A 21,273-nucleotide genomic window follows, 5' to 3' on the forward strand; every position below is an offset into this window, starting at 1 on the left:
GACGTCGGTCAGGGGTCTCGTTCCTCTGCTTTGGGTTTGCGTTCCTTGGTTACCTGCGTCTCCGGCGGCCGCGTTCCCAGCATCCTTTCTGGATGGTGGAACAGATTTGTCCGCGGTCCGGCGGTGTCGAGGGCCGCGGGTGGATGCCAGTGCACGGTGCCGTCGGCTGAAATGGTGGTCCTCCAGCCGCCTTCGGTGACGAGCCGGTTGTGCACACCGCAGGCCAGGGCGAGTTCGTTGATATTCGTCTGGCCGTTTCTTGCGAAGTCTCTGACGGCGTGGTGGACCTGGCAGCCATAGGCGGGGACCCGGCAGCCGGGGAAGGTGCACCCGCGTTGCAAGTAGGTCAGCACGAGGCGTTGGTCGAGGGTGGCGCAGCGTTTTGTGCGCCCGAAATCCAGCACTTTGCCGGTGACGTCGTCGAACACCGTCAGGCACAGGTAGGCGTGGGAGGCCAGCCGGATGACATCACGGGTTGGGATCTTGGTGCCGTCGGCGGTGTGTCCGGTGCCGGTGCCGGCGTCGAGTTCGGCAGCGCCGACCCCGATGACGACGGTGACGGGCAGCCCGTTGTGGTCGCCGAGTTTCCCTGAGGTCAGGGTGCCGCGGGCGAGTGTCATCAGAGCGTCATGTTGGCGTTGCCCGGTGGTGCGGGTGTCGGTGTCGATCTTGTCCTGGCTGGGGGTGCCCGCGGTGCAGGGTGTGTCGTTGTCCGGGTTGCACATGCCCTTGCCGGCGAATTTGGCGAAGATCGGCCCCAGGTAGGCCCGGAACTCCGGGGTGATGGTCAGCCGCATCTCGGACATGCCGTCCTGGTCCTGGTCACCCAGGACGCAGTCGCGACGGTCGCGGCGGCGTTGTTCGACCTCGTCGTCGTTTGGTTCGGGTCCGTCGGGGTCGAGGACGTCCAGCAAGTGGTTGGCGGCTTTGCGTAGGGCTTCGGGGGTTTGTTCACAAGCGATCTGGGCCAGGGTGGCCTCGGCGTCGGCACGGGTCGCAGCGTCGATGTGGGCCGGCATCGCGGCCATTGCGGCGGTGATGATGCGCACGTGCTCGGCGGTGATCGCCCCGGCGGCTTGGGCGCCTGCGGTGTGCGGATACTTCGGCGGCAATGCCTGCCCGGTCACCGAGCGGCGAGGACCCAGGGTGTCGGCTTCGGCGAAGCGTCGGTGTGCATCGGGGGACGAGATCAGCATGCGGACCTGGAGCACTTCGGCCCAGCTTTTGGCGCCCAGTTCCGCGGGAGTGGTCTGGAAGGTCAGCGCGGCCAGCAGCCGATGTTCGACGGCGGGGATGCGTCGGGCGAGATCTTCCAAGGCGGATTCGAAGCTGAGCAGTTCGGCCGGGGTGGCGCGGTCGAACCCGATGCTGGTGACCTTGTCGAGCAAGGCCACCAGATCGGTGAGCAGACCGCCATCCATGCTTCGAACATTAGTTCGATAGACCGACAAAAATCGCCGAGATGTGGCAGGTGGGACCACAGTGAGCAAAGTTTTTCGATGGCGCCCGAATGTCGCCGGCTGGTCGGGCGATCCACCCCAGCAGGCGGGTATTCCCGTTACGTCTTGTCGGCGTTACTGCGGGGGAATCCGCCACCGGACGGGAACAGCGGAAAGACCACATCGTCGAACGACCCGGCGTCCCCGGAGGTCTTGTTCACCGTGGCGCCCCAGATGTTGCCGTCCGGGGACACCGCGAGCGCCCAGGCGTGGCCGTGCTGGTCCTGACGCACGACCTCGGGCTCGCCGGTGACCGCGCCGGTGTCGGGCGCCAACCGCAGTGCCACCGTCTGCTTGGTGTTCACCAGGTTCACCAGCACGGTGCCGTCGAGTGCGGCGCAGCCGGCCACCCCGGGACGGTCCGGCCAGGTCCACACCGTCGAGACGTTGGAGTCCTTGGTGATCCGCTGTACGCGGTCCGCGGTCGGGGTGCGGTCGGTGACATACAGCGCGCCGTCGGCCGGATCCACGCACATGCTGCCGCCGGCGCCCATCCCGGACAGCGCCGTGGTCTGCGGTGCCTGGTCGACGGTCGTCGGCTGCTCGATGCGCAGCACCTTGCCGGCCATCGAGCCCGGATCATTGCTCTGCGCCGGGTTACCGGCGTCACCGGTCAGCACCAGCAGGGTGGTCGGACTGGTGAACACCAGTGCCCCGGCATTACCCGTCGCGCCCTTCGGGATCCCGGTGAGGATCGGCTTGGGCGGATCGCCGTCGGCGATGCGCACCACACGGTTGTCGGTGGGCGTGCTGATGTAGGCGTACATCAGCCGGTCCTGGGCGTAGGTCGGCGACTTGATGATGTCGAGCAGACCGCCGTCGCCGGTCGGATCGACCGGGATGACGAGCTTGACGATCGGCTCGGCCCTCGTCGACACCTCTTTCACCACACCGGTGGTGCGCTCGGCGACCAGTGCCGACTGGCTGTCGCCGCCCATGATCAGCCCGCTGGTGCTGTCCAGGCAGCCCTGCATGACGCCCTGGGCCTTGCACTCCTTGGGGAACGGCGTCGCCGGCAGCGGTGGTGGCGGTTCGGGCTTGGTCGGCGGCGGAGGCGTCATCGCGGGTTGGGTGGTGAACGGCTGGGACTGGGCGTCGTCGAACCGCGCGCAGCCCGAACCGACCAGCAATGCCGCGCACAGCAGCGCGGCCAGTCGCGCCGGCATGCTCCGCGTCGGTCCGCCCAGTCTCATGCTGGCCAGATTACGGATCGCCGAGCAGTGCGCGCCACGAAGGCCTGTTGTATGCGCCGGTGTGTCACAACTCGGCAACGGTGTGGATACGCTGCGCAATGCGCCGCGCCAATCCCTTGCTCTGCGGTGACTTGCACTTACGCTGGCATTCGTGACCGCTGAACCTCAGAACCTGACCGACTGGCAACGGCCGGCGTCGGCGCAGTTGGTCGACCCCGAAGAAGACCTTCCCTCGTCGACCTATGGGGGAGACTTCGAAACCACCGCCATCCCGCGCTATGACATCGATGGCAGCCCCAAGCCCGATCAGTCGCCCTTCGCGCTGCTCAACGATCCCGAGCCGCTGCCCTATGTCTCTCCGGCGCAGCCCAACCCGTACGCCGCGGCACCCGCCGCCCCGACCGAGATCGGCCCGTACGACGCTGAACAGCAGATTCGCCACGCCGGCCGGCGTGGCACCACCGACCTGGGCCTGATGCTGCTGCGGGTCGGCCTGGGTGCACTGCTGATCGTGCACGGCCTGCAGAAGATCTTCGGCTGGTGGGGTGGCGCGGGCCTGAGCGGATTCGAGGGCTCGCTGGCCGACCTCGGTTACCAGCACGCCGGCCTGCTGACCTATGTCGGCGCCGGAGCGCAGGTTGCCGCCGGTTTGCTGCTGGTGCTGGGGCTGTTCACCCCGCTGGCCGCGGCCGCCGCGCTGGCCTACCTGGTCAACGCGCTGCTCGCGTCCATCGCCGCCGAACCCGGCGTCAGCTTCGTCGATTTCGTCATCCCGACCGGGCATGAGCATCAGGCAACTCTGGTGCTGGTGGCCGCCGCGCTGACGTTGACCGGTCCCGGGCGCTACGGCCTGGACGCCGGCCGCGGCTGGTCTCGGCGCCCGTTCGTCGGATCTTTCCTGGCGCTGCTGCTCGGCATCGGCGTCGGTGTCGGTATGTGGGTGCTGCTCAACGGCGCCAACCCGCTGGGGTAGACCCGCGCAGTCGCCAGTTCACCCGTCAAGGCCTCACCCGTCGAGGGGGTCGGATGCTGGAATTGCGTCCCAGCTGCGAGTGCTGTGATCGTGACCTCGATCTCGCGGCACCGGACGTCTACATCTGTTCCTTCGAGTGCACGTGGTGCGCCGATTGTGTTGCATCATTCCCCGGCCGGGCCTGCCCGAACTGCGGCGGCAACCTGACCCCGAGGCCGATCCGGCCGGCCGCCTTACTGGCGGCCAATCCGCCGGTCACGACCCGAACGTACAACCCGGACTGCCGCATCGCACCGGCGTGAAGGCCCGCTACTCGTAGGGGTTGGGCACGCGGCCGCCGCTGACCGCCGTCAGCAGCGGCAGAGTCGCGAATGTCACTGCAGGAAGCGTCAATTCGCTGCCATCGGTGAGCCGGGCCTTGGCCCAGGAGGACCTGTCGAAACGCAGACCGTCGATCTCGGTCCACGGCACGGTCCGGCTGCGGAGCAGCGTCCGCGAGGTCACCTGGTCGCGGTCGGCCACCGTGCGGTAGCGGACGACGGCCGCCGACACCAGCACCGGGATCACGAACAGCACCCGTGTCCAGCTCGGCCACACGAACACCAGCGCCGCCAGCCCGAGGAACAGAAAGAACACCGCGAAGTGCGCCATCGGGGAGATGCGGATGACAAGCGGGGAAGGGTCACTCACCCCGCCATCTTCTCACCGCCGGTGGGACCGCCTTTTCGGCGGACGTCGCCGGCGCCGGGATCCTGGATGGGCAATTTGACCTTTGAGCAGTGCGGCGGCTACCGTCAAGGTCTATGTACACCCCGGACAAGCTCGTAGTAATTGGTTGGCGCGTTGATGCCGCGCTAGCTCTCTGCCGGGCTTAGCCAACAGCATCGACGCGCCAACCCTCGTACAGCGGACTCCGCTGACGGGGGTTTTTTGCTGTCACAGAACGTCACAACACCACAGAAACACCGAATCAACGAGGTAAAAGTGAGCGCACCCACCACGCGACCGCCGGAGTCCACCCCGCGCGCGAACGGCGTCCAGGCCCCCGCCAAGGCGGAGCCGAAGCCCAATGTTGTTGCACCACAACGGATGACCGGCGCGCAGTCGGTCGTGCGGTCGCTCGAGGAGATCGGTGTCGAGATCATCTTCGGCATCCCCGGTGGCGCCGTGCTGCCCGTCTACGACCCGCTCTACGACTCGAAGAAGCTGCGCCACGTGCTGGTGCGCCACGAGCAGGGCGCCGGGCACGCCGCCAGCGGCTACGCCCACGCCACCGGCAAGGTCGGCGTGATGATGGCCACCTCGGGCCCGGGTGCCACCAACCTGGTGACCCCGCTGGCCGACGCCCAGATGGATTCCATCCCGGTCGTGGCCATCACCGGACAGGTCGGTCGCGCCCTGATCGGCACCGACGCCTTCCAGGAGGCCGATATCACCGGCATGACCATGCCGGTCACCAAGCACAACTTCCTGGTGCGCGAGGGCGATGACATCCCGCGGGTGATCGCCGAGGCGTTCCACATCGCGTCGTCCGGGCGCCCCGGTGCGGTGCTCGTCGACGTCCCCAAGGACATCCTGCAGAGCGAGTGCACCTTCTCCTGGCCGCCGGTGATGGATCTGCCGGGCTACAAGCCGAACACCAAGCCGCACAGCCGCCAGGTGCGCGAGGCCGCCAAGCTGATCGCCGCGTCCCGCAAACCCGTGCTCTATGTCGGCGGCGGCGTCATCCGCGGCGAGGCAACCGCCGAACTGATGGACCTCGCCGAGCTGACCGGCATCCCGGTGGTCACCACCCTGATGGCCCGCGGCGCGTTCCCCGACAGCCACCCGCAGCACATGGGTATGCCGGGCATGCACGGCACCGTCTCGGCGGTGGCCGCGCTGCAGAAGAGCGATCTGTTGATCGCGCTGGGCACCCGCTTCGATGACCGTGTCACCGGCAAGCTGGATTCCTTCGCCCCCGACGCCAAGGTGATCCACGCCGACATCGACCCCGCCGAGATCGGCAAGAACCGGCACGCCGACGTGCCGATCGTGGGCGATGTGAAAAATGTCATCACCGATCTGCTGGAGATCCTGCGCCGCGACGAGACGAATGCGGCATCGCTGAAGCTGGACAGCTGGTGGGACTACCTGTCGAGCATCAAGGCGACCTTCCCGCTGAGCTACGGCCCGCAGAGCGACGGCAGCCTGAGCCCCGAGCTGGTCATCGAGAAGCTGGGCCAGATCGCCGGACCGGAGGCGCTGTACGTCGCCGGTGTCGGTCAGCACCAGATGTGGGCCGCCCAGTTCGTGAAGTACGAGAATCCCAAGACGTGGCTGAACTCCGGCGGTCTGGGCACCATGGGCTACGCGATCCCCGCGGCGATGGGTGCCAAGTTCGCCCGTCCCGAGGCAGAGGTGTGGGCGATCGACGGTGACGGCTGCTTCCAGATGACCAATCAGGAACTGGCCACCTGCGCCCTGGAGGGTGCGCCGATCAAGGTCGCGCTGATCAACAACGGCAACCTGGGCATGGTGCGGCAGTGGCAGACGCTGTTCTACGGAGAGCGCTACAGCCAGACCAACCTGTCCACGCACAGCCACCGGATCCCCGATTTCGTGAAGCTGGCCGAGGCGCTGGGTTGTGTCGGATTGCGTTGTGAGCGTGCCGAAGACGTCGAAGACGTCATCAACCAGGCGCGCGCCATCAACGACCGTCCCGTCGTCATCGACTTCATCGTCGGCGCCGACGCGCAGGTGTGGCCGATGGTCGCCGCAGGCACCAGCAATGACGAGATCCAGGCCGCCCGCGGCATCCGTCCGCTGTTCGACACCGAAGAAGGGCACGCCTGATGAGCACGGTCTCCACCCACACGCTGTCGGTGCTCGTCGAGGACAAACCCGGTGTGCTGGCGCGCGTCGCGGCACTGTTCTCCCGACGCGGCTTCAACATCCAGAGCCTCGCCGTCGGCGCCACCGAGCAGAAGCACCTGTCCCGGATGACGATCGTCGTCGAGGTCGAGGACTTCCCGCTGGAGCAGGTCACCAAGCAGCTCAACAAACTGATCAACGTGATCAAGATCGTCGAGCAGGACGATGCGCAGTCGGTCTCGCGTGAGCTCGCGCTCATCAAGGTGCGCACCGATGCCACCACCCGCAGCCAGGTGATTGAAGCGGTCAATCTGTTCCGTGCCAAGGTTGTGGACGTGTCCACCGAGTCGCTGACCATCGAGGCCACCGGGACGCCCGAGAAGCTCGAGGCATTCCTGCGTGTGCTCGAGCCGTACGGTATTCGGGAAATCGTGCAGTCCGGCATCGTCTCGCTGTCGCGCGGACCGCGCGGTATCGGCACCGCCAAATAGCTTTCATCGACACAGCTTCATCAAGAACGAAAACAAGAGAAGGAAAATTCAGTGGCAATCGAACTGTTCTACGACGACGACGCGGATCTGTCGATCATCCAGGGCCGCAAGGTCGCGGTGATCGGCTATGGCAGCCAGGGCCACGCCCATTCGCTGTCACTGCGTGACTCGGGCGTGCAGGTCAAGGTCGGCCTCAAAGAGGGCTCGAAGTCCCGCGTCAAGGTCGAGGAGCAGGGCCTGGAGGTCGGCACGCCGGCCGAGGTCGCCAAGTGGGCCGACGTGATCATGGTGCTCGCGCCGGACACCGCGCAGGCCGAGATCTTCACCAAGGACATCGAGCCGAACTTGGAAGACGGCAACGCGCTGTTCTTCGGGCACGGCCTGAACATCCACTTCGGTCTGATCAAGCCGGCCGAGAACATCACCGTCGGCATGGTCGCCCCCAAGGGCCCCGGCCACCTGGTGCGCCGGCAGTTCGTCGACGGCAAGGGCGTGCCCGCCCTGATCGCCGTTGCGCAGGACCCCAAGGGTGAGGGCCAGGCGCTGGCGCTGTCCTACGCCGCCGCCATCGGTGGCGCGCGTGCCGGTGTCATCAAGACCACCTTCAAGGAAGAGACCGAGACCGACCTGTTCGGTGAGCAGGCCGTGCTGTGCGGTGGCACCGAAGAGCTCATCAAGACCGGTTTCGAGGTCATGGTCGAGGCCGGCTACGCCCCCGAGATGGCCTACTTCGAGGTGCTGCACGAGCTCAAGCTCATCGTCGACCTGATCTACGAAGGCGGCATCGCCCGGATGAACTACTCGGTGTCCGACACCGCGGAGTTCGGCGGCTACATCTCCGGTCCGCGCGTCATCGACGCCGACACCAAGGAGCGGATGCGCGCCATCCTCAAGGACATCCAGGACGGCAGCTTCGTCAAGCGTCTGGTCGCCAACGTCGAGAACGGCAACACCGAGCTCGAGGGCCTGCGCAAGGAGAACGCCGAGCACCCCATCGAGGTCACCGGCAAGAAGCTGCGCGACCTGATGAGCTGGGTCGACCGGCCCATCACCGAGACCGCGTAACTCGCTGAACCATCCGAAATGGCTGCCACCGGAGTTCCGGTGGCAGCCATTTCGTCATTCTGGAAGCTACGGCGTCGCCTCGTGACCGTCGCGGCCCTTCGTGCGCCGGTCCTCTTTCATCTCCGCTTCGAACACGTGTCGCCGGCCGTCCATCAGCTCATCGCGGACCCTCTTCTCGTGCTCGCGGAAACGCGACCAGTAGTCGTCGTCGAATTCCTCGACGACCTGGAACGTCCAGCGGCCGCGAATGACGTTGCGGCCGACCATGTCGTCGGTGAGCCGATCGGCAATCCCGTCGTGCCCGGCGTCGCGCAGGGCGTCGGCTGCCTCGCCGAGCAGCAGGTCGGCGTGCCCCATCAGCTGATGGAACGAGTACAGGTGCCCGCGCGCCCGTTCGACGTATTCCAGCGCCTCGGACACCTTGCCGACGGCCTCGACGGTGTCATCGGAGGTGCCCGGTGGCCGGGCGTGGGCTGAGTCGACGGACGTCATGACGAGCGCTTCTTCAGCGCCTCGGGTTTGTGCACCGCGTCGCGGCCACTCTTGTCGCTGGTCACGCGGTACTGCGGTTCGTCCGTGCTGGCCTTCACCGTGCGACCGGCGGCTTCGGTCTCGGAGGTGATCTTCTCTTCAACGGTGCCGGGCACAGTGGTGCCGTGGCTCTGCCACGACACCTTGTCGCCCTTCTTCAGTGAATCACTCATGCGCCCTGGTGTACCCGCGCCGGGACGCTTTCAGTCAGGTTTCAGGATGCGAGGCGGCCCGCGATGCCGACCACCCGCCGCGCCAGGTGATCGAGGGCATCGTTGGTCGCGTCATCGAACTCGGTGACGTTCTCCCGGTTCGCGATCAGGCCGGCCCCATAGGGGTTGCCGTCGACGAATTTCACCGGATCGGTGTATCCCGGCGGCACGATGATCCCGCCGAAATGCATCAGCGTCACATACAGATTGAGCAGGGTGGATTCTTGTCCGCCGTGCGCGGTCTGGGTGGAGGTGAACGCGGCGTACACCTTGTCGGCGAGCTTGCCTTCGGACCACAACCCGCCGAGCGAGTCCAGGAAGGCCCGCAGTGGCGCCGCCGGAGAACCGAATCGGGTGGGGGAGCCGAAGATCACCGCGTCGGCCCACACGATGTCCTCGCCGGTCGCGGCCGGCAGGTCCTTGGTGGCCTCATGGTTGGCCGACCACGCGGGGTTCTGCGCGAACGACGCGGGGTCGTTGGTCTCGGCGACGTGGCGGGTGCGCACCTCGGCGCCCGCCGCCTCGGCGGCAGCAGACACCCGGGCGGCCATCGAGGTGCCGTGCCCGGTGGCCGAGTAATAGATGACGGCGAGTTTGGTCATGGCGCCAGTCTAGGAAGCTCCCGGATGCCGAATTCCCGTTTCAGGACGGTCCGCGCGGCATAGAAACCGGCCATACCGTGCACGCCACCGCCGGGCGGGGCTGCCGAGGAACACAGGTAGGCCTTCGGGATCGGGGTGGACCACGGATTGATCCGCGGGGTGGGGCCGGCGATCGCGCTCACCATGTTGTTGCCGCCGACGCCGATGTCCCCGCCGACCAGGTTGGCATTGTGATCGGAAAGTCGTGCGGCGGGCACGCTGCGCACCGCGACCACCGCATCGCGGAATCCGGGGGCGAACCGTTCGAAGATGCCGGTGACGGCCTCGGCCATGTCCACCGTCGAACCGGCAGGCACATGGGCGTACGCCCACAGCGGCCGCCGGCCCTGCGCATCGATGCGGGCCGGGTCGGCGATGTGCGGCAGGGCCGCCAGCACCATCGGCCACTCCGCGTGCCTGCCGGCGGCGATCTCGGATTCGGCGAGCGCCATCTGCGCTCGGCTGCCGCCCAGATGAAGCGTCGGGGCCTGCGCCAGACGTGGATCCCGCCAGGGGATTTCGCCGGACAGGACGAAGTCGACCTTGGCGACGCCGGGCCCATAACGGTAGCGCTGCAAGGCTTTTGCGTACCGGGGGGGCAGAGTCGAGCCGTAGATGAACAGCAGGGCCGTCGGCGCCGTGTCATAGAGCACCACGCCGCCCGGAGGTGTGCTCACCTCTTCGCCGAGGATGAGTTCCCCGCCGTGATCCAGCAGGTCGGCGATCAGGACATCCGGAATGGCCTGGGATCCACCGACCGGGATCGGCCAGCCGACCGCGTGCCCGAGGGTGGCCAGCATCAATCCGGCACCGGAGGCGACCAGCGACGGCATCTGCGAAATGGTATGTGCGGCAACACCGGTGAACAGTGCGCGGGCATCCTCACCCTTGAGCGTGTTCCACAGCGGGCCACCCTGGAGCAACAGCCGCGGTGCGAGTTTGAGCGCGGCGGTGACCGACGGCGGCAGCGAACGCTTGTCGCCGAGGATCAGCCCCACCACGCCCTCGCTGTCGGCCGCGAGCGGTCCGAGCAGTCGCCGCCAGGAGTCGCCGTCGGACAGTTCGGCGGCGGTGCGCTCGATATCGCGATAGCCGATGGCCGCCGGCCGGTCGACCAGAGGGCTGGCGTAGGAGATCTCCGGGACCGACAGCGTCACCCCGCGCGCCTGCAGGTCGTAGGCGGCGAAGAACGGCGACGCCAACGCCAGCGGGTGCACCGCCGAACAGATGTCGTGGCTGACACCGTCGAATTCCGGGTCGGGCAGGGTGCGCGCACCACCGCCCGCGGTGGTCTGCGCTTCGATGACGCGCACGGACAACCCGGCCCTGGCCAGGATGACGGCTGCGGTCAGCCCGTTGGGGCCACTTCCGACGACGGTGACGTCCACCACATCAGTAGACATCATCGCCCGCGAGCGCACGTGGCCTGTGGTAGCGCGGCGGGCACACACTAGGCTGTAGCGCCGTGAGTCTTCCCGTTGTTCTGATCGCCGACAAGCTTGCCGAGTCGACCGTCGCCGCGCTCGGCGACCAGGTCGAGGTCCGCTGGGTGGACGGCCCGGACCGTCCGAAACTGCTGGAGGCCGTCGCCGACGCGGACGCGCTGCTGGTGCGCTCCGCGACCACGGTGGACGCCGAGGTCATCGCTGCCGCGCCGAAACTCAAGATCGTCGCCCGCGCCGGCGTCGGCCTGGACAACGTCGACGTCGACGCGGCCACCGCACGCGGCGTGCTGGTCGTCAACGCGCCGACCTCCAATATCCACAGCGCCGCCGAGCACGCCCTGGCACTGCTGCTGTCGGCGGCCCGCCAGGTTCCGGCCGCCGACGCCACGCTGCGCGAGCACACCTGGAAGCGGTCCGCGTTCTCGGGCACCGAGATCTTCGGTAAGACCGTCGGCGTGGTCGGGCTGGGCCGCATCGGTCAGCTCGTCGCCGCGCGGCTCGCCGCGTTCGGCACCCACATCGTGGCGTACGACCCCTATGTGTCCTCGGCGCGCGCCGCGCAGATCGGCATCGAGCTGGTCAGCCTCGACGAGCTGCTGAGTCGGGCCGACTTCATCTCGGTGCACCTGCCCAAGACCAAGGAGACCGCGGGCCTGCTCGGCAAGGAAAACCTCGCCAAGACCAAGCCCGGCGTCATCATCGTCAACGCCGCGCGCGGTGGCCTCATCGACGAGCAGGCGCTCGCCGACGCCATCACCAGCGGGCACGTCCGCGGCGCGGGACTGGACGTGTTCTCCACCGAACCGTGCACCGACAGCCCGCTGTTCGATCTGCCGCAGGTCGTGGTCACCCCGCACCTGGGCGCATCGACCGCCGAGGCGCAGGACCGGGCCGGCACCGATGTGGCCGCCAGCGTGAAGCTGGCATTGGCCGGTGAATTCGTGCCCGACGCCGTCAACGTCGGCGGGGGAGCCGTCGGCGAAGAAGTGGCGCCGTGGCTGGACCTGGTCCGCAAGCTCGGCCTGCTGGTCGGCTCGCTCGCCGAGGCCGCGCCGGTGTCGCTGAGCGTCCAGGTCCAAGGCGAGCTGGCATCCGAGGACGTCGAGATCCTTCGCCTGTCGGCGCTACGCGGCCTGTTCTCGGCCGTTGTCGACGAGCAGGTGACCTTCGTCAACGCACCCGCCCTGGCCAAGGATCGCGGCGTGACCGCTGAGATCAGCACCGCCAGTGAGAGTCCCAACCACCGCAGCGTGGTGGACGTGCGCGCGGTCTACGCCGACGGGGGTTCGCTGAACGTGGCGGGCACCCTGTCCGGTCCGCAGCAGGTGCAGAAGGTCGTCCAGATCAACGGGCGCAACCTGGATCTGCGCGCCGAGGGCTACAACCTGGTGGTCAACTACCACGATCAGCCCGGCGCGCTCGGCAAGATCGGCACGCTGCTCGGTGGTGCCGATGTCAACGTGCTGGCCGCGCAGATGAGCCAGGATGCCAGTGGCGACAGCGCCACCGTGATGCTGCGCCTGGATACCGATGTGCCCGAAGATGTGCGCGCCGCGATCGCCTCGGCGGTCGGCGCCACCACACTGGAAGTGGTCGATCTGTCATGAAGCTCGCTGTAATCGCCGGTGACGGTATCGGTCCGGAGGTCATCGACCAGGCGCTGCGGGTACTGGATGCGGTGCTGCCCGGAGTCGAGCGCACCGAGTACGACCTGGGAGCGCGGCGCTACCACGCATCGGGCGAACTGCTGACCGCGGAGACGATCGAAGAACTGCGCGGTTATGACGCCATCCTGCTCGGCGCGATCGGTGATCCGTCGGTACCCAGCGGCGTGCTGGAGCGTGGGCTGCTGCTCAAGCTGCGTTTCGCGCTCGACCATCACGTCAACCTGCGTCCCGGTCGGCTCTATCCCGGTGTGAGCAGCCCGCTCTCGGGTGTCACCGGTATCGATTTCGTCGTGGTCCGCGAGGGCACCGAGGGGCCCTACACCGGAAACGGTGGAGCGCTGCGGGTCGGCACCCCCCACGAGGTGGCCACCGAGGTCAGCGTCAACACCGCCTTCGGGGTGGAGCGCGTCGTGCGCGACGCGTTCGCCCGCGCACAGGCCCGCCGCAAGCATCTGACGTTGGTGCACAAGACCAATGTGCTGACCTTTGCGGGCAGCCTGTGGTCGCGGGTGGTGGCCGAGGTCGGCACCGAGTTCCCCGAGGTCGAGGTCGCCTACCAGCACATCGACGCCGCCACCATCCACATGGTCACCGACCCGGGACGTTTCGACGTCATCGTCACCGACAACCTGTTCGGCGACATCATCACCGACCTGTCGGCGGCGGTGTGCGGCGGTATCGGTCTGGCCGCCAGCGGCAATATCGATGCGACGCGGACCAATCCGTCGATGTTCGAGCCGGTGCACGGCAGCGCGCCCGACATCGCGGGCCAGGGCATCGCCGATCCGACCGCGGCCGTGATGAGCGTGGCGTTGTTGCTCTCGCATGTGGGCGAAGAGGATGCGGCGACGCGGGTGGACAAGGCGGTCTCCGAGCACCTGGCGACCCGCGGCGACGCAAAACTGTCGACCAGCGAGGTCGGCGACCGGATCCTGTCTCTGCTGTAGCTCCGGTGTCCGCCTTCGCGACGCTGAGCCGGCAGTGCCGGCTGTTCGCGATCGGTTCGATGTTCTTCGCGGTGGCCACCGCACCGGGATTCGCCGCGCTCGCGGGGGCCGGTGCGTCCAACGCGTTGTGCTTCATCGGCTCGTGGTTCTTCACCACGGCCGCATGGATACAACTGGCATTGTCGGGTCGCGGCATCGGCTGGTGGTCATCGGCCAGCCAGTTCGCCGGCACCATCCTGTTCAACGTCAGCACCGGGGCGTCGGTGTGGGCGCACACCCTCCATGCCGAGCGCCGTGACGTGTGGGCGCCGGACGCGACGGGCTCGGTGGCGTTCCTGATCAGCGGCGTGCTCGCCGTCACGGCGGTCGGCCGGTGGGCTCCGCGATCGGTGGACTGGCAGGCGGGGTGGATCAATCTTGCCGGCTGCATCGCGTTCGGGGTGTCTGCGGCTGCGGCGTTCGTGTTCACCACCGGGGAGACGGTGAACGCGGCGGTGGCCAACCTCGGCACCTTCGTCGGGGCATTGTGTTTCCTGGCGGCGGCACTGGTGGTGCTGCCGCGGCGATGAGTTCGGGTGGCCTTGCTGGTCTATCCGGTATGGGACTCATCGATATCGAACTGTTCGCAACGCTGGATCTGGTCGGGCAGGGGCCCGGCGGCCCCGAGGAGGATCCGATCGGCTTCCCGTTCGGTGGCTGGCAGGCGCCGCTGGTGGACGAGGTGGCCGGCGCGCAGGTGGCGGCCGCCTACGAAGGCACCGACGCACTGCTGCTCGGCCGGCGGACCTATGACATCTTCGCCGCGTTCTGGCCGCACCAGGATGACGAGTTCGCGGCATTGTTCAACCGCATCCCGAAGTATGTGGTCTCGCGCGGCAGGCCCGACCTGTCCTGGGCGGGATCGACGCAGCTCGGCCCGGACCTGGTCGGCGCGGTGCGAGAGATCCGGGACCGGCACGAGCGGGTGAAGGTCGTCGGCAGCCTCAATTTGGTGCAAACGCTGTTGCGCGAGAAGCTCTTTGACGGGATCGACCTGTGGCTTCATCCGATCATGCTCGGCGTCGGGAAGAAGGTGTTCGACGGTGGTGTGGTGCCCACGAACATCACACTGCTGCAGCCGCCGGTCGCCAGCCCGAAGGGATCGGTGTATCTGCGCTACGGTCTGGCCGAGGGTGTGCCGGCCACGGGGGATATGACCGCCTCCTGAAAGTTGTTCGCAGCTGGGCTATTTCCCGCGTGCGACGGCGTCGGAACCGGGGTCGGCGGGCACCAGGAAGACCGCTGCCGCAGGGAACAGCGCGCACACAGCGAACGCAAAAGGAAATCCGACGGCTGCGATCAACCCACCGAACAACGGCGACCCGACCGCCGTGGCCAGATGCTGGCTGGTGTTCTGGGTGCCCAGCGCGCGTCCACTCCAGAACGGACCGGCGATCTCGGCGATCGCGGTGAACGCCAACCCGTTGTCGGACACCGTCACCACCGAGGCGATGACGATCAGTGCGATGCTCACCGGCGAGCTCAGTGCGTCGGTGACGGCAAGCAAGGCCATCGTCGCCGCCGCGGCCGCAGCGATGAATCGGATGGGCCGCAGGCGCAGGCCCAGCACATCGGACCACCGCCCGGCCGCAATGCGACCCGCTGCGCCCAGCACCTGAGAAGCCGTGACGAGCGCGCCCGCCGACGCGGCCGACCACCCGCGCTCGGTCATCAGCCACACCAGCATGAAGGTCCACACGAAACCCTGAGGGATGACCAGCAGCACGGATACCGCGTGAATGCGTGCCAGCACAGACGATCCGCGGTACGGGTTGGCCAGATCCTCTGGCGGCGCCTCGGCTCGGGGCGGCCGCGGCGGGTCCAGTACGCCGATCGCGCAGATCACCGCGGACAGCACGCACACCACTGCGGGAAACAGCAATGCGGTGCCCACACCATGGCTTTCGGCGACCCGTGGGATCATGAGGGCGCCCAGTCCGACGCCCAGGGGTGTCGCGGTCTGACGGATTCCCATGGCCAGGCCGCGCTGCTCCGGCGGGAACCAGCCCACCACGACGCGTCCGCTCGCGGCATTGCTGCTCGCTGCGGCCATTCCGCCGAGCAGCAGGAATGCCCCGACGGCGAACAGGGAGTGCACCGACGCGGCACCGAAGGCGAATGCCGCGGTGAGTGCCGAGCCGACGGTCAGCACGATGCGTTCGCCGACCCGGTCCACCAGCCAGCCCCAGGCGATCAGCGTCACCACCATGCCGAAGCTGGGCATCGCCGAGAGCAGTCCCGCCGCAGCCAGGTCCACGCCGCGCTCGCTGTGCAGGGTGGGAATGAGAAAGGCCGCGCCGTTGATGAAGACATTGGCGCACGTGGTCGCCGTCAGGGCGATCACCAGCATGGACCAGCGCCGCGCGGTGCTGATGGTCGACGTGGGCATGACGACATGGTGCCATGGCCATCCCATGATATTGAACTCTGATCTCATGATGTGAGAGACAATGCTCTTGCGCAGGCAAAGGTCGACGCCGCGCGGCGACCGGCTGCCGGGGCTCATTAGGCTGAGCGGATGCGCCTCGGTCGAATCGCCAGTCCTGACGGGGTCGCCTTCGTGGTCATCGAAGGCGACTCGAACTCCGATGCGGTGTGCCGCGAGATCGCCGAGCAGTACCTGTCGCGAAACCCCACCTTCACCGGTCGCAGCTGGCCGCTGGCCGACGTGCGGCTGCTGGCCCCGATCCTGGCCAGCAAGGTGGTGTGCATGGGTAAGAACTACGCCGCGCACGCCCTCGAGATGGGTGGCGAGGCGCCGGAGGATCCGGTGATCTTCCTCAAGCCCAACACCGCGATCATCGGGCCCAATGTCGCCATCCAGCTGCCCGCAGATGCGCACCCGGTCCATCACGAAGGCGAACTGGTGGCCGTCATCGAACGGCCCTGCAAGGACGTGCCCGCCGCGAAGGCCGCCGACTACATCCTCGGCTACACCATCGCCAACGACGTGTCCGCACGCGACCAGCAGCAGAAGGACGGCCAGTGGATGCGGGCCAAGGGCCATGACACCTTCTGCCCGGTCGGTCCGTGGATCGAAACCGCCGTCGACCCCGCCGAGCTGGACCTGCGCACCGAGGTCATCCACCCGGCCGAGGACGGTTCGGTCGGCGAGATCGAGGTTCGTCAGAACAGCAACACCGCGATGCTGCTGCATGATGTGGGCGCCATCATCGAATGGGTGTCGGCGGTCATGACACTGCTGCCCGGCGATCTCATCCTGACCGGCACCCCCGAAGGCGTCGGCCCGATCGAGGACGGCGATATCGTCAGCATCACCATCGAGGGCATCGGCACCCTCTCCAATCCTGTTGTGCGTAAAGGAAAGTAGCGATGACCGTTCGGGTACGTTTCTGCCCATCACCGACGGGCACCCCGCACGTCGGGCTGGTCCGCACCGCGCTGTTCAACTGGGCCTACGCCCGGCACACCGGTGGCGCCTTCGTCTTCCGCATCGAGGACACCGATGCGGCCCGCGACAGCCAGGAAAGCTATGACGCGATTCTGGACGCGCTGCGCTGGCTCGGTCTGGACTGGGATGAGGGCCCGGAGGTCGGGGGACCCTACGAGCCCTACCGGCAGTCGCAGCGATCCGATCTCTACCGCGATGTGATCGCCAAACTGCTCGCCGCGGGCGAGGTGTACGAGGCCTACTCCACGCCCGAGGAGGTCGAGGCCCGTCATATCGCCGCGGGCCGAAATCCCAAACTGGGCTACGACAACCATGACCGCGACCTCACCGACGATCAGCGTGCGGCCTTCACCGCCGAGGGACGTAAACCGGTGTTGCGGTTGCGGATGCCGGATGCGGACCTGACCTGGAACGATCTGGTGCGCGGGGAGACCACCTTCGCTGCCGGCGTGGTGCCCGATTTCGCGATCACCCGGGCCAGCGGAGATCCGCTGTACACCTTGGTCAATCCCGTCGACGACGCGTTGATGAAGATCACCCACGTGCTGCGCGGCGAGGATCTGCTGTCCTCCACGCCGCGCCAGATTGCCCTGTACCAGGCGCTGATCCGGATCGGTGTCACCGACAGCATTCCCGAGTTCGCGCACCTGCCAAGCGTTCTCGGCGACGGCAACAAGAAGCTGTCCAAGCGTGACCCGCAGTCGAATCTGTTCCTGCACCGCGACCGGGGATTCATCCCGGAGGGGCTGCTGAACTATCTCGCGCTGCTGGGCTGGGGTATCGCCGACGACCACGATCTGTTCAGCCTCGATGAGATGGTCGCGGCGTTCGACGTCGTCAACGTCAACTCCAACCCGGCCCGGTTCGACCAGAAGAAGGCCGACGCCATCAACGCCGAGCACATCCGGCGCCTGTCACCCGAGGATTTCTGCGCCCGGCTGCGGGCCTTCCTGGAGGCGCACGGCCACGACACCGGTCTGGACGACGCCGGCTTCGCGGAAGCGGCGGCACTGGTGCAGACCCGCATCGTGGTGCTCGGCGATGCGTGGGATCTGTTGAAGTTCTTCGACGACGACAGCTATGTGCTCGACGAGAAGTCGGCGGCCAAGGAACTGAAGGCCGAAGCCGCCCCGGTGCTCGACGCCGCCCTAAGCGCTCTGGAGGCTGCGCCGGAGTGGACGACGTCCTCGATCGAAGAGGCGCTGAAGACGGCGCTGCTGGACGGCCTTGAGCTCAAACCGCGTAAGGCCTTCGGTCCGATCCGGGTCGCGGTCACCGGTTCGTCGATCAGTCCGCCGCTGTTCGAGTCGATGGAGCTGCTGGGTCGCGACCGCAGCCTGGCCCGGTTGCGCGCCGCACGGGGTGGGGTGTGAAAAGTGGCCGCGATTCTTTGGTAATCTGTTCGTCGGCCCGAAAAGCACAGCGGAGATCATCACCGCGGCGCTGATTGGGCCAAATGATGCCCTGACCTGCAGTGATGGGCATCAAATGGGGTATGGTGTAATTGGCAACACTAGGGATTCTGATTCCCTCATTCTAGGTTCGAGTCCTGGTACCCCAGCGGTGATGAGCGTTCACGCGAAGAACGTTCAGGCACAGCGGTGATTAGGTCTGCATACGCTCCTGAGCTATGCTGGCTCACCGGAAGTTCTAGCCCCCGTCGTCTAGCGGCCTAGGACGCCGCCCTCTCACGGCGGTAGCGTGGGTTCGAATCCCATCGGGGGTACAGACGAAGTCCCAGGAGAAATCCTGGGACTTTTTTTGTGCCGTGTCGCGAACGTCACAGAAAGCCGATGGGTCGCCGGCCCGGGCCCACCGATGGCTCCGGATCGGTGCCCAACGTCTGATCGAGCAGTTCGTGATAGACGTCGCGAAAATCGGTGGTGGTCTTCAGGTCGCCGTCACTCAGATCGGTGAGGCTGGGCGCGTCACCGTAGAACCCGCCCCGCACCGACTCGCCGAGAATCAACACCGGACCCGAGGTGCCGTGGTCGGTGCCCTGGGTGGCGTTGGCGGCCACCCGTCGGCCGAACTCCGAATAGATCATCGTCACCACGTGCCGGCCGTAGGCGCTGTTGCGCATCTGCTTCAGGAACGGTGTGACGGCGTCGTTGAGGGCAGTGAGCAGTTTCTGTTGGTCACCGCGCTCGTTGGCGTGGGTGTCGAATCCGCCGAGCGAGACCATGTACACCTTGGTGGGCACCCCGGCCCGCACGCACTGGGCCACCAGTTCCAGATCGTCGGCCAGTTGTCTGCCCAGATCGGTGGCCGCCGTCGGGGGTAGCGGATTGTCGGTGAAGGTGCGGAACGTGTCATCGGTCGTGCGATAGGCCCGGTAGTCGGCACGCACGGCCGCCATCGCGGGGGTGTCGAGCGGGTCGGGGGCGCTCATCGCCTCCAGAACGCCGGGCATATCGGGTGGCAGCTTCGGGATGGTCGCGGAAAGCCCGGCCGCGGTGTGCTTTTGGCCGATGGCCATCGGGGGCAGCACGGTTCCGATGTTCACCGCGCGCAGCGGATCGTCCCCGCCTGCGTCCAACCAGCGTCCGATCCAGCCGGATGCGGTCGGGTCGTCGGGGGAGGCCGTCTGCCAGATATCCATTGAACGAAAATGACTTCGGTCCTGTTTCGGATAGCCGACACCGCGGATGATGGCCAGGTTGTCGCTGCGCCACGCCGACGCCAGACCGGTCAGCGCGGGGTTCAGCCCGAACGCACCGTCCAGATCGATGACCGTCTCCGGTCCGAACGCCAGATCGGGACGTGCGTCGTAATAGGCGTTGTCGGTGAACGGGATCACGGTGTTGAGGCCGTCGTTGCCGCCGTAGAGCGTGAGGATCACCAGGATGCCGGTGTCGGCGGGCAACGGTTGTTGTTGCGCGCGCTCGAACATCTGGGGCAGGGTGACCGCCGCGCCGGCCGCTGCGGCCAGCCCGGCGGCCCCCGCACTGGCGATCAGGAATCTGCGGCGATTCATCTCCGGCATGGTTGTGTCACCCCAACTTCGCTAAACCGTGAGGTATTCGGGTGTGTTGACGGCGGCGGCGACCAGCCGGTCCGGGCGGTCGGCCAGCGGCTTCAACGCCCCGGCCGTGGTGTCGGTCCAGGCGCCGATACCCAGCAGGTAGCCCGCGGCATCGATGCGGTCGCCGGGAGCGGCATCCGACACCAGCGAGAGATCACCCAGGGGGACGAACCGGTCGGCCGCCCAGACCCGCGCGGCCGCACTCGTATTGGACAGCCACACCCGGCCCTGCGGCCAGCCATCGACGTCCGGTGGCGCAAAGGGACGCTGGCCCATCACCTTGAGCACGACATCGCAGGCGGTCAAGGTGTCCGGGCCGTCGAGCGGCACCGACAGCGAGCGCAGCATGCCGACCAGCCACTCCACCGGTGTGACGACCGAGGTGCCGGCGCCTGCGGTGAAGTCGGGGTCGAGAAAGATGGCTTTGGTCAACGCTTTCAGATCCCGGTTCGGGCCGTAGGCGGCGACCAGCCGGGCGGAGGCGGCCTCGCTCGGGTCGGTATCGGAGGCCAGCAGACGCCACAGCTTGGAGCTCACGAAGCGTGCCGACGCAGGGTGCCCGACCACGATGTCGCAGAAGTCGTTGTCCCCGAAGGGGCCGGTCTTGCCCAGGATCGTCTTGGAACCGCCGTCGTGGTGCTCTGCCACCAACAAGGTGCCCCGGCCCAGCGTGTCGAAACGCCCGGTGAGCGCCCGCGCGCCCTCGCGGACATCGCTTTCGTTGTAGCCGTTGTCGTGACCGAGGGCGAAGAGTTCCATGAATTCCCGGGACAGGTTCTCGTTGGGCGCCTCTTTGGTGTTGCCCAGGCCATCGAGCCAGCGCAGCATCGCCGAGTCGGTCAGGATGGCGTAGGCGAGATCCCGGAAGTCACCGAGCGTGTGGGTGCGCAGAGTCTGGTTCTGGGCCGCCATGAATTCCGCGGCCACCACCTTTTCCGCCGAGGTGGCGAAGTGGTTGTGCCAGACGAACGTCAGCTTTTCGTGGATCGGTTGACGCACGGCGACCATACGACGTATCCACCAACCGGACAGATCCTGCATCTGCGCCAGCATGCTGCTCACGAAGGGCGCCGTGGTGGCTTCGCTGGCGGGCAGTGCTGGGGTCGAGTAGGACGCCATCGGCGTCGCGATGGCACCCGGGTCGGCGGCGGGGTCAAGATCGAGCACCTCGTCGAGGTATGCCCGCCACTCGCGATTCACCACCGCGTCGATTTCGCGCCCGGTCGCACCGAAACCGGACCGCCGCATCATTCGTGCGGTGGCCAGCCATTGCGGCGATT

At 67.2% G+C, this 21,273-nt stretch carries 21 protein-coding genes and 2 tRNA genes; 13 read left to right on the forward strand and 10 right to left on the reverse strand.

Translation table 11 applies throughout. The annotated features are described in order from the left end of the window. Positions 1-8: 8 nt before the first annotated feature. A complete protein-coding gene (locus ASE48_RS06840; RefSeq protein ID WP_057166298.1) occupies positions 9-1,421 on the reverse strand; it encodes an HNH endonuclease signature motif containing protein in 1,413 nt (470 codons plus the stop codon). Between the two features lie 137 nt (positions 1,422-1,558). Next, entirely contained in the window at positions 1,559-2,665 is a 1,107-nt protein-coding gene (locus ASE48_RS06845; RefSeq protein ID WP_442928708.1) for a PQQ-dependent sugar dehydrogenase, read from the reverse strand. A 178-nt stretch (positions 2,666-2,843) separates the two neighbouring features. On the opposite strand from ASE48_RS06845, the gene ASE48_RS06850 reads away from it, so the two are divergent. Both ASE48_RS06850 and ASE48_RS32100 read left to right on the forward strand, forming a co-directional pair. Then, positions 2,844-3,665, forward strand: coding sequence for a DoxX family protein (locus ASE48_RS06850; protein WP_057166299.1), 822 nt, complete (start codon positions 2,844-2,846; stop codon positions 3,663-3,665). A gap of 53 nt (positions 3,666-3,718) precedes the next feature. Beyond that, positions 3,719-3,967, forward strand: a complete 249-nt coding sequence (locus tag ASE48_RS32100) for a DUF1272 domain-containing protein (protein WP_082614034.1) — start codon at positions 3,719-3,721, stop codon at positions 3,965-3,967. 7 nt (positions 3,968-3,974) lie between these two features. Here the strand turns inward: ASE48_RS32100 and ASE48_RS06855 are convergent, their stop codons facing one another. After that, on the reverse strand, positions 3,975-4,316 hold the full coding sequence (locus ASE48_RS06855) for a PH domain-containing protein (protein ID WP_057166300.1): 342 nt from the start codon (positions 4,314-4,316) through the stop codon (positions 3,975-3,977). A gap of 333 nt (positions 4,317-4,649) precedes the next feature. Here ASE48_RS06855 and ASE48_RS06860 point away from each other — a divergent pair, with 333 nt between their 5' ends. From ASE48_RS06860 to ilvC, 3 genes are all read left to right on the forward strand, one after another. Next, positions 4,650-6,500: an acetolactate synthase large subunit gene (locus tag ASE48_RS06860; protein WP_057166301.1), complete on the forward strand. Its 1,851-nt coding sequence runs from the start codon at positions 4,650-4,652 to the stop codon at positions 6,498-6,500. Continuing rightward, a complete protein-coding gene (gene ilvN / locus ASE48_RS06865) occupies positions 6,500-7,009 on the forward strand; it encodes an acetolactate synthase small subunit (RefSeq protein ID WP_057166302.1) in 510 nt (169 codons plus the stop codon). The genes ASE48_RS06860 and ilvN overlap by 1 nt, the downstream gene beginning before the upstream one ends. 63 nt (positions 7,010-7,072) lie before the next feature. Beyond that, complete coding sequence (ilvC, locus tag ASE48_RS06870) at positions 7,073-8,074, forward strand: ketol-acid reductoisomerase (protein ID WP_200962101.1); 1,002 nt, start codon at positions 7,073-7,075, stop codon at positions 8,072-8,074. Positions 8,075-8,140: 66 nt separating this feature from the next. Here the strand turns inward: ilvC and ASE48_RS06875 are convergent, their stop codons facing one another. Genes ASE48_RS06875 through ASE48_RS06890 form a run of 4 tightly spaced genes read right to left on the reverse strand, consistent with a single transcriptional unit; the run spans position 8,141 to position 10,861 of the window. Continuing rightward, the gene (locus tag ASE48_RS06875; RefSeq protein ID WP_057166304.1) at positions 8,141-8,566 is read right to left on the reverse strand and encodes a hypothetical protein; all 426 of its coding nucleotides are present in this window, start codon (positions 8,564-8,566) and stop codon (positions 8,141-8,143) included. After that, the gene (locus ASE48_RS06880; protein WP_057166305.1) at positions 8,563-8,778 is read right to left on the reverse strand and encodes a DUF2945 domain-containing protein; all 216 of its coding nucleotides are present in this window, start codon (positions 8,776-8,778) and stop codon (positions 8,563-8,565) included. Before ASE48_RS06880 ends, ASE48_RS06875 begins: the two co-directional genes overlap by 4 nt. 41 nt (positions 8,779-8,819) lie before the next feature. Beyond that, positions 8,820-9,419, reverse strand: a complete 600-nt coding sequence (wrbA, locus tag ASE48_RS06885) for an NAD(P)H:quinone oxidoreductase (protein WP_057166306.1) — start codon at positions 9,417-9,419, stop codon at positions 8,820-8,822. Next, positions 9,416-10,861, reverse strand: a complete 1,446-nt coding sequence (locus ASE48_RS06890; RefSeq protein ID WP_156409095.1) for a phytoene desaturase family protein — start codon at positions 10,859-10,861, stop codon at positions 9,416-9,418. The genes wrbA and ASE48_RS06890 overlap by 4 nt, the downstream gene beginning before the upstream one ends. A gap of 62 nt (positions 10,862-10,923) precedes the next feature. Between ASE48_RS06890 and serA the strand changes: the two genes are divergently transcribed. The 4 genes from serA to ASE48_RS06910 are packed head-to-tail and all read left to right on the forward strand — an operon-like array spanning position 10,924 to position 14,724. Further along, the gene (gene serA / locus ASE48_RS06895) at positions 10,924-12,510 is read left to right on the forward strand and encodes a phosphoglycerate dehydrogenase (protein WP_057166308.1); all 1,587 of its coding nucleotides are present in this window, start codon (positions 10,924-10,926) and stop codon (positions 12,508-12,510) included. Beyond that, positions 12,507-13,517: a 3-isopropylmalate dehydrogenase gene (locus ASE48_RS06900; RefSeq protein ID WP_057166309.1), complete on the forward strand. Its 1,011-nt coding sequence runs from the start codon at positions 12,507-12,509 to the stop codon at positions 13,515-13,517. The genes serA and ASE48_RS06900 overlap by 4 nt, the downstream gene beginning before the upstream one ends. 59 nt (positions 13,518-13,576) lie before the next feature. Then, on the forward strand, positions 13,577-14,086 hold the full coding sequence (locus ASE48_RS06905; protein ID WP_057166419.1) for a hypothetical protein: 510 nt from the start codon (positions 13,577-13,579) through the stop codon (positions 14,084-14,086). Positions 14,087-14,115: 29 nt separating this feature from the next. Further along, a complete protein-coding gene (locus ASE48_RS06910) occupies positions 14,116-14,724 on the forward strand; it encodes a dihydrofolate reductase family protein (protein WP_057166310.1) in 609 nt (202 codons plus the stop codon). Between the two features lie 18 nt (positions 14,725-14,742). On the opposite strand, the gene ASE48_RS06915 is transcribed toward ASE48_RS06910, so the two are convergent. Further along, a complete protein-coding gene (locus ASE48_RS06915; protein WP_057166311.1) occupies positions 14,743-15,945 on the reverse strand; it encodes an MFS transporter in 1,203 nt (400 codons plus the stop codon). A 129-nt stretch (positions 15,946-16,074) separates the two neighbouring features. Between ASE48_RS06915 and ASE48_RS06920 the strand changes: the two genes are divergently transcribed. From ASE48_RS06920 to ASE48_RS06935, 4 genes are all read left to right on the forward strand, one after another. Further along, a complete protein-coding gene (locus ASE48_RS06920; RefSeq protein WP_057166312.1) occupies positions 16,075-16,887 on the forward strand; it encodes a fumarylacetoacetate hydrolase family protein in 813 nt (270 codons plus the stop codon). A gap of 2 nt (positions 16,888-16,889) precedes the next feature. Next, positions 16,890-18,341 carry a glutamate--tRNA ligase gene (gltX, locus tag ASE48_RS06925; protein ID WP_057166313.1) on the forward strand — a complete coding sequence of 484 codons (1,452 nt, stop codon included), beginning with the start codon at positions 16,890-16,892 and terminating at the stop codon, positions 18,339-18,341. A gap of 116 nt (positions 18,342-18,457) precedes the next feature. Beyond that, a tRNA-Gln gene (locus ASE48_RS06930) sits at positions 18,458-18,529 on the forward strand. A gap of 92 nt (positions 18,530-18,621) precedes the next feature. Next, a tRNA-Glu gene (locus ASE48_RS06935) sits at positions 18,622-18,694 on the forward strand. Between the two features lie 54 nt (positions 18,695-18,748). Here ASE48_RS06935 and ASE48_RS06940 read toward each other — a convergent pair. Next, positions 18,749-19,954, reverse strand: coding sequence for a DUF1501 domain-containing protein (locus ASE48_RS06940; protein WP_057166314.1), 1,206 nt, complete (start codon positions 19,952-19,954; stop codon positions 18,749-18,751). Positions 19,955-19,975: 21 nt separating this feature from the next. Then, complete coding sequence (locus ASE48_RS06945) at positions 19,976-21,244, reverse strand: DUF1800 domain-containing protein (protein ID WP_057166315.1); 1,269 nt, start codon at positions 21,242-21,244, stop codon at positions 19,976-19,978. Positions 21,245-21,273 lie beyond the last annotated feature (29 nt).

It is taken from the genome of Mycobacterium sp. Root265, assembly GCF_001428895.1.
Classification (GTDB): Bacteria; Actinomycetota; Actinomycetes; order Mycobacteriales; family Mycobacteriaceae; genus Mycobacterium.

Coding starts and splice junctions, on each gene's coding strand:
- ASE48_RS06840 (WP_057166298.1), bottom strand. CDS start 1,421: ATGGATGGCGGTCTGCTCACCGATCTGGTGGCCTTGCTCGACAAGGTC.
- ASE48_RS06845 (WP_442928708.1), bottom strand. CDS start 2,665: ATGCCGGCGCGACTGGCCGCGCTGCTGTGCGCGGCATTGCTGGTCGGT.
- ASE48_RS32100 (WP_082614034.1), top strand. CDS start 3,719: ATGCTGGAATTGCGTCCCAGCTGCGAGTGCTGTGATCGTGACCTCGAT.
- ASE48_RS06855 (WP_057166300.1), bottom strand. CDS start 4,316: ATGGCGCACTTCGCGGTGTTCTTTCTGTTCCTCGGGCTGGCGGCGCTG.
- ilvN (WP_057166302.1), top strand. CDS start 6,500: ATGAGCACGGTCTCCACCCACACGCTGTCGGTGCTCGTCGAGGACAAA.
- ASE48_RS06875 (WP_057166304.1), bottom strand. CDS start 8,566: ATGACGTCCGTCGACTCAGCCCACGCCCGGCCACCGGGCACCTCCGAT.
- ASE48_RS06880 (WP_057166305.1), bottom strand. CDS start 8,778: ATGAGTGATTCACTGAAGAAGGGCGACAAGGTGTCGTGGCAGAGCCAC.
- wrbA (WP_057166306.1), bottom strand. CDS start 9,419: ATGACCAAACTCGCCGTCATCTATTACTCGGCCACCGGGCACGGCACC.
- ASE48_RS06890 (WP_156409095.1), bottom strand. CDS start 10,861: ATGTCTACTGATGTGGTGGACGTCACCGTCGTCGGAAGTGGCCCCAAC.
- ASE48_RS06900 (WP_057166309.1), top strand. CDS start 12,507: ATGAAGCTCGCTGTAATCGCCGGTGACGGTATCGGTCCGGAGGTCATC.
- ASE48_RS06905 (WP_057166419.1), top strand. CDS start 13,577: ATGTTCTTCGCGGTGGCCACCGCACCGGGATTCGCCGCGCTCGCGGGG.
- ASE48_RS06910 (WP_057166310.1), top strand. CDS start 14,116: ATGGGACTCATCGATATCGAACTGTTCGCAACGCTGGATCTGGTCGGG.
- ASE48_RS06915 (WP_057166311.1), bottom strand. CDS start 15,945: ATGCCCACGTCGACCATCAGCACCGCGCGGCGCTGGTCCATGCTGGTG.
- ASE48_RS06920 (WP_057166312.1), top strand. CDS start 16,075: ATGCGCCTCGGTCGAATCGCCAGTCCTGACGGGGTCGCCTTCGTGGTC.
- gltX (WP_057166313.1), top strand. CDS start 16,890: ATGACCGTTCGGGTACGTTTCTGCCCATCACCGACGGGCACCCCGCAC.
- ASE48_RS06940 (WP_057166314.1), bottom strand. CDS start 19,954: ATGCCGGAGATGAATCGCCGCAGATTCCTGATCGCCAGTGCGGGGGCC.
- ASE48_RS06945 (WP_057166315.1), bottom strand. CDS start 21,244: ATGATGCGGCGGTCCGGTTTCGGTGCGACCGGGCGCGAAATCGACGCG.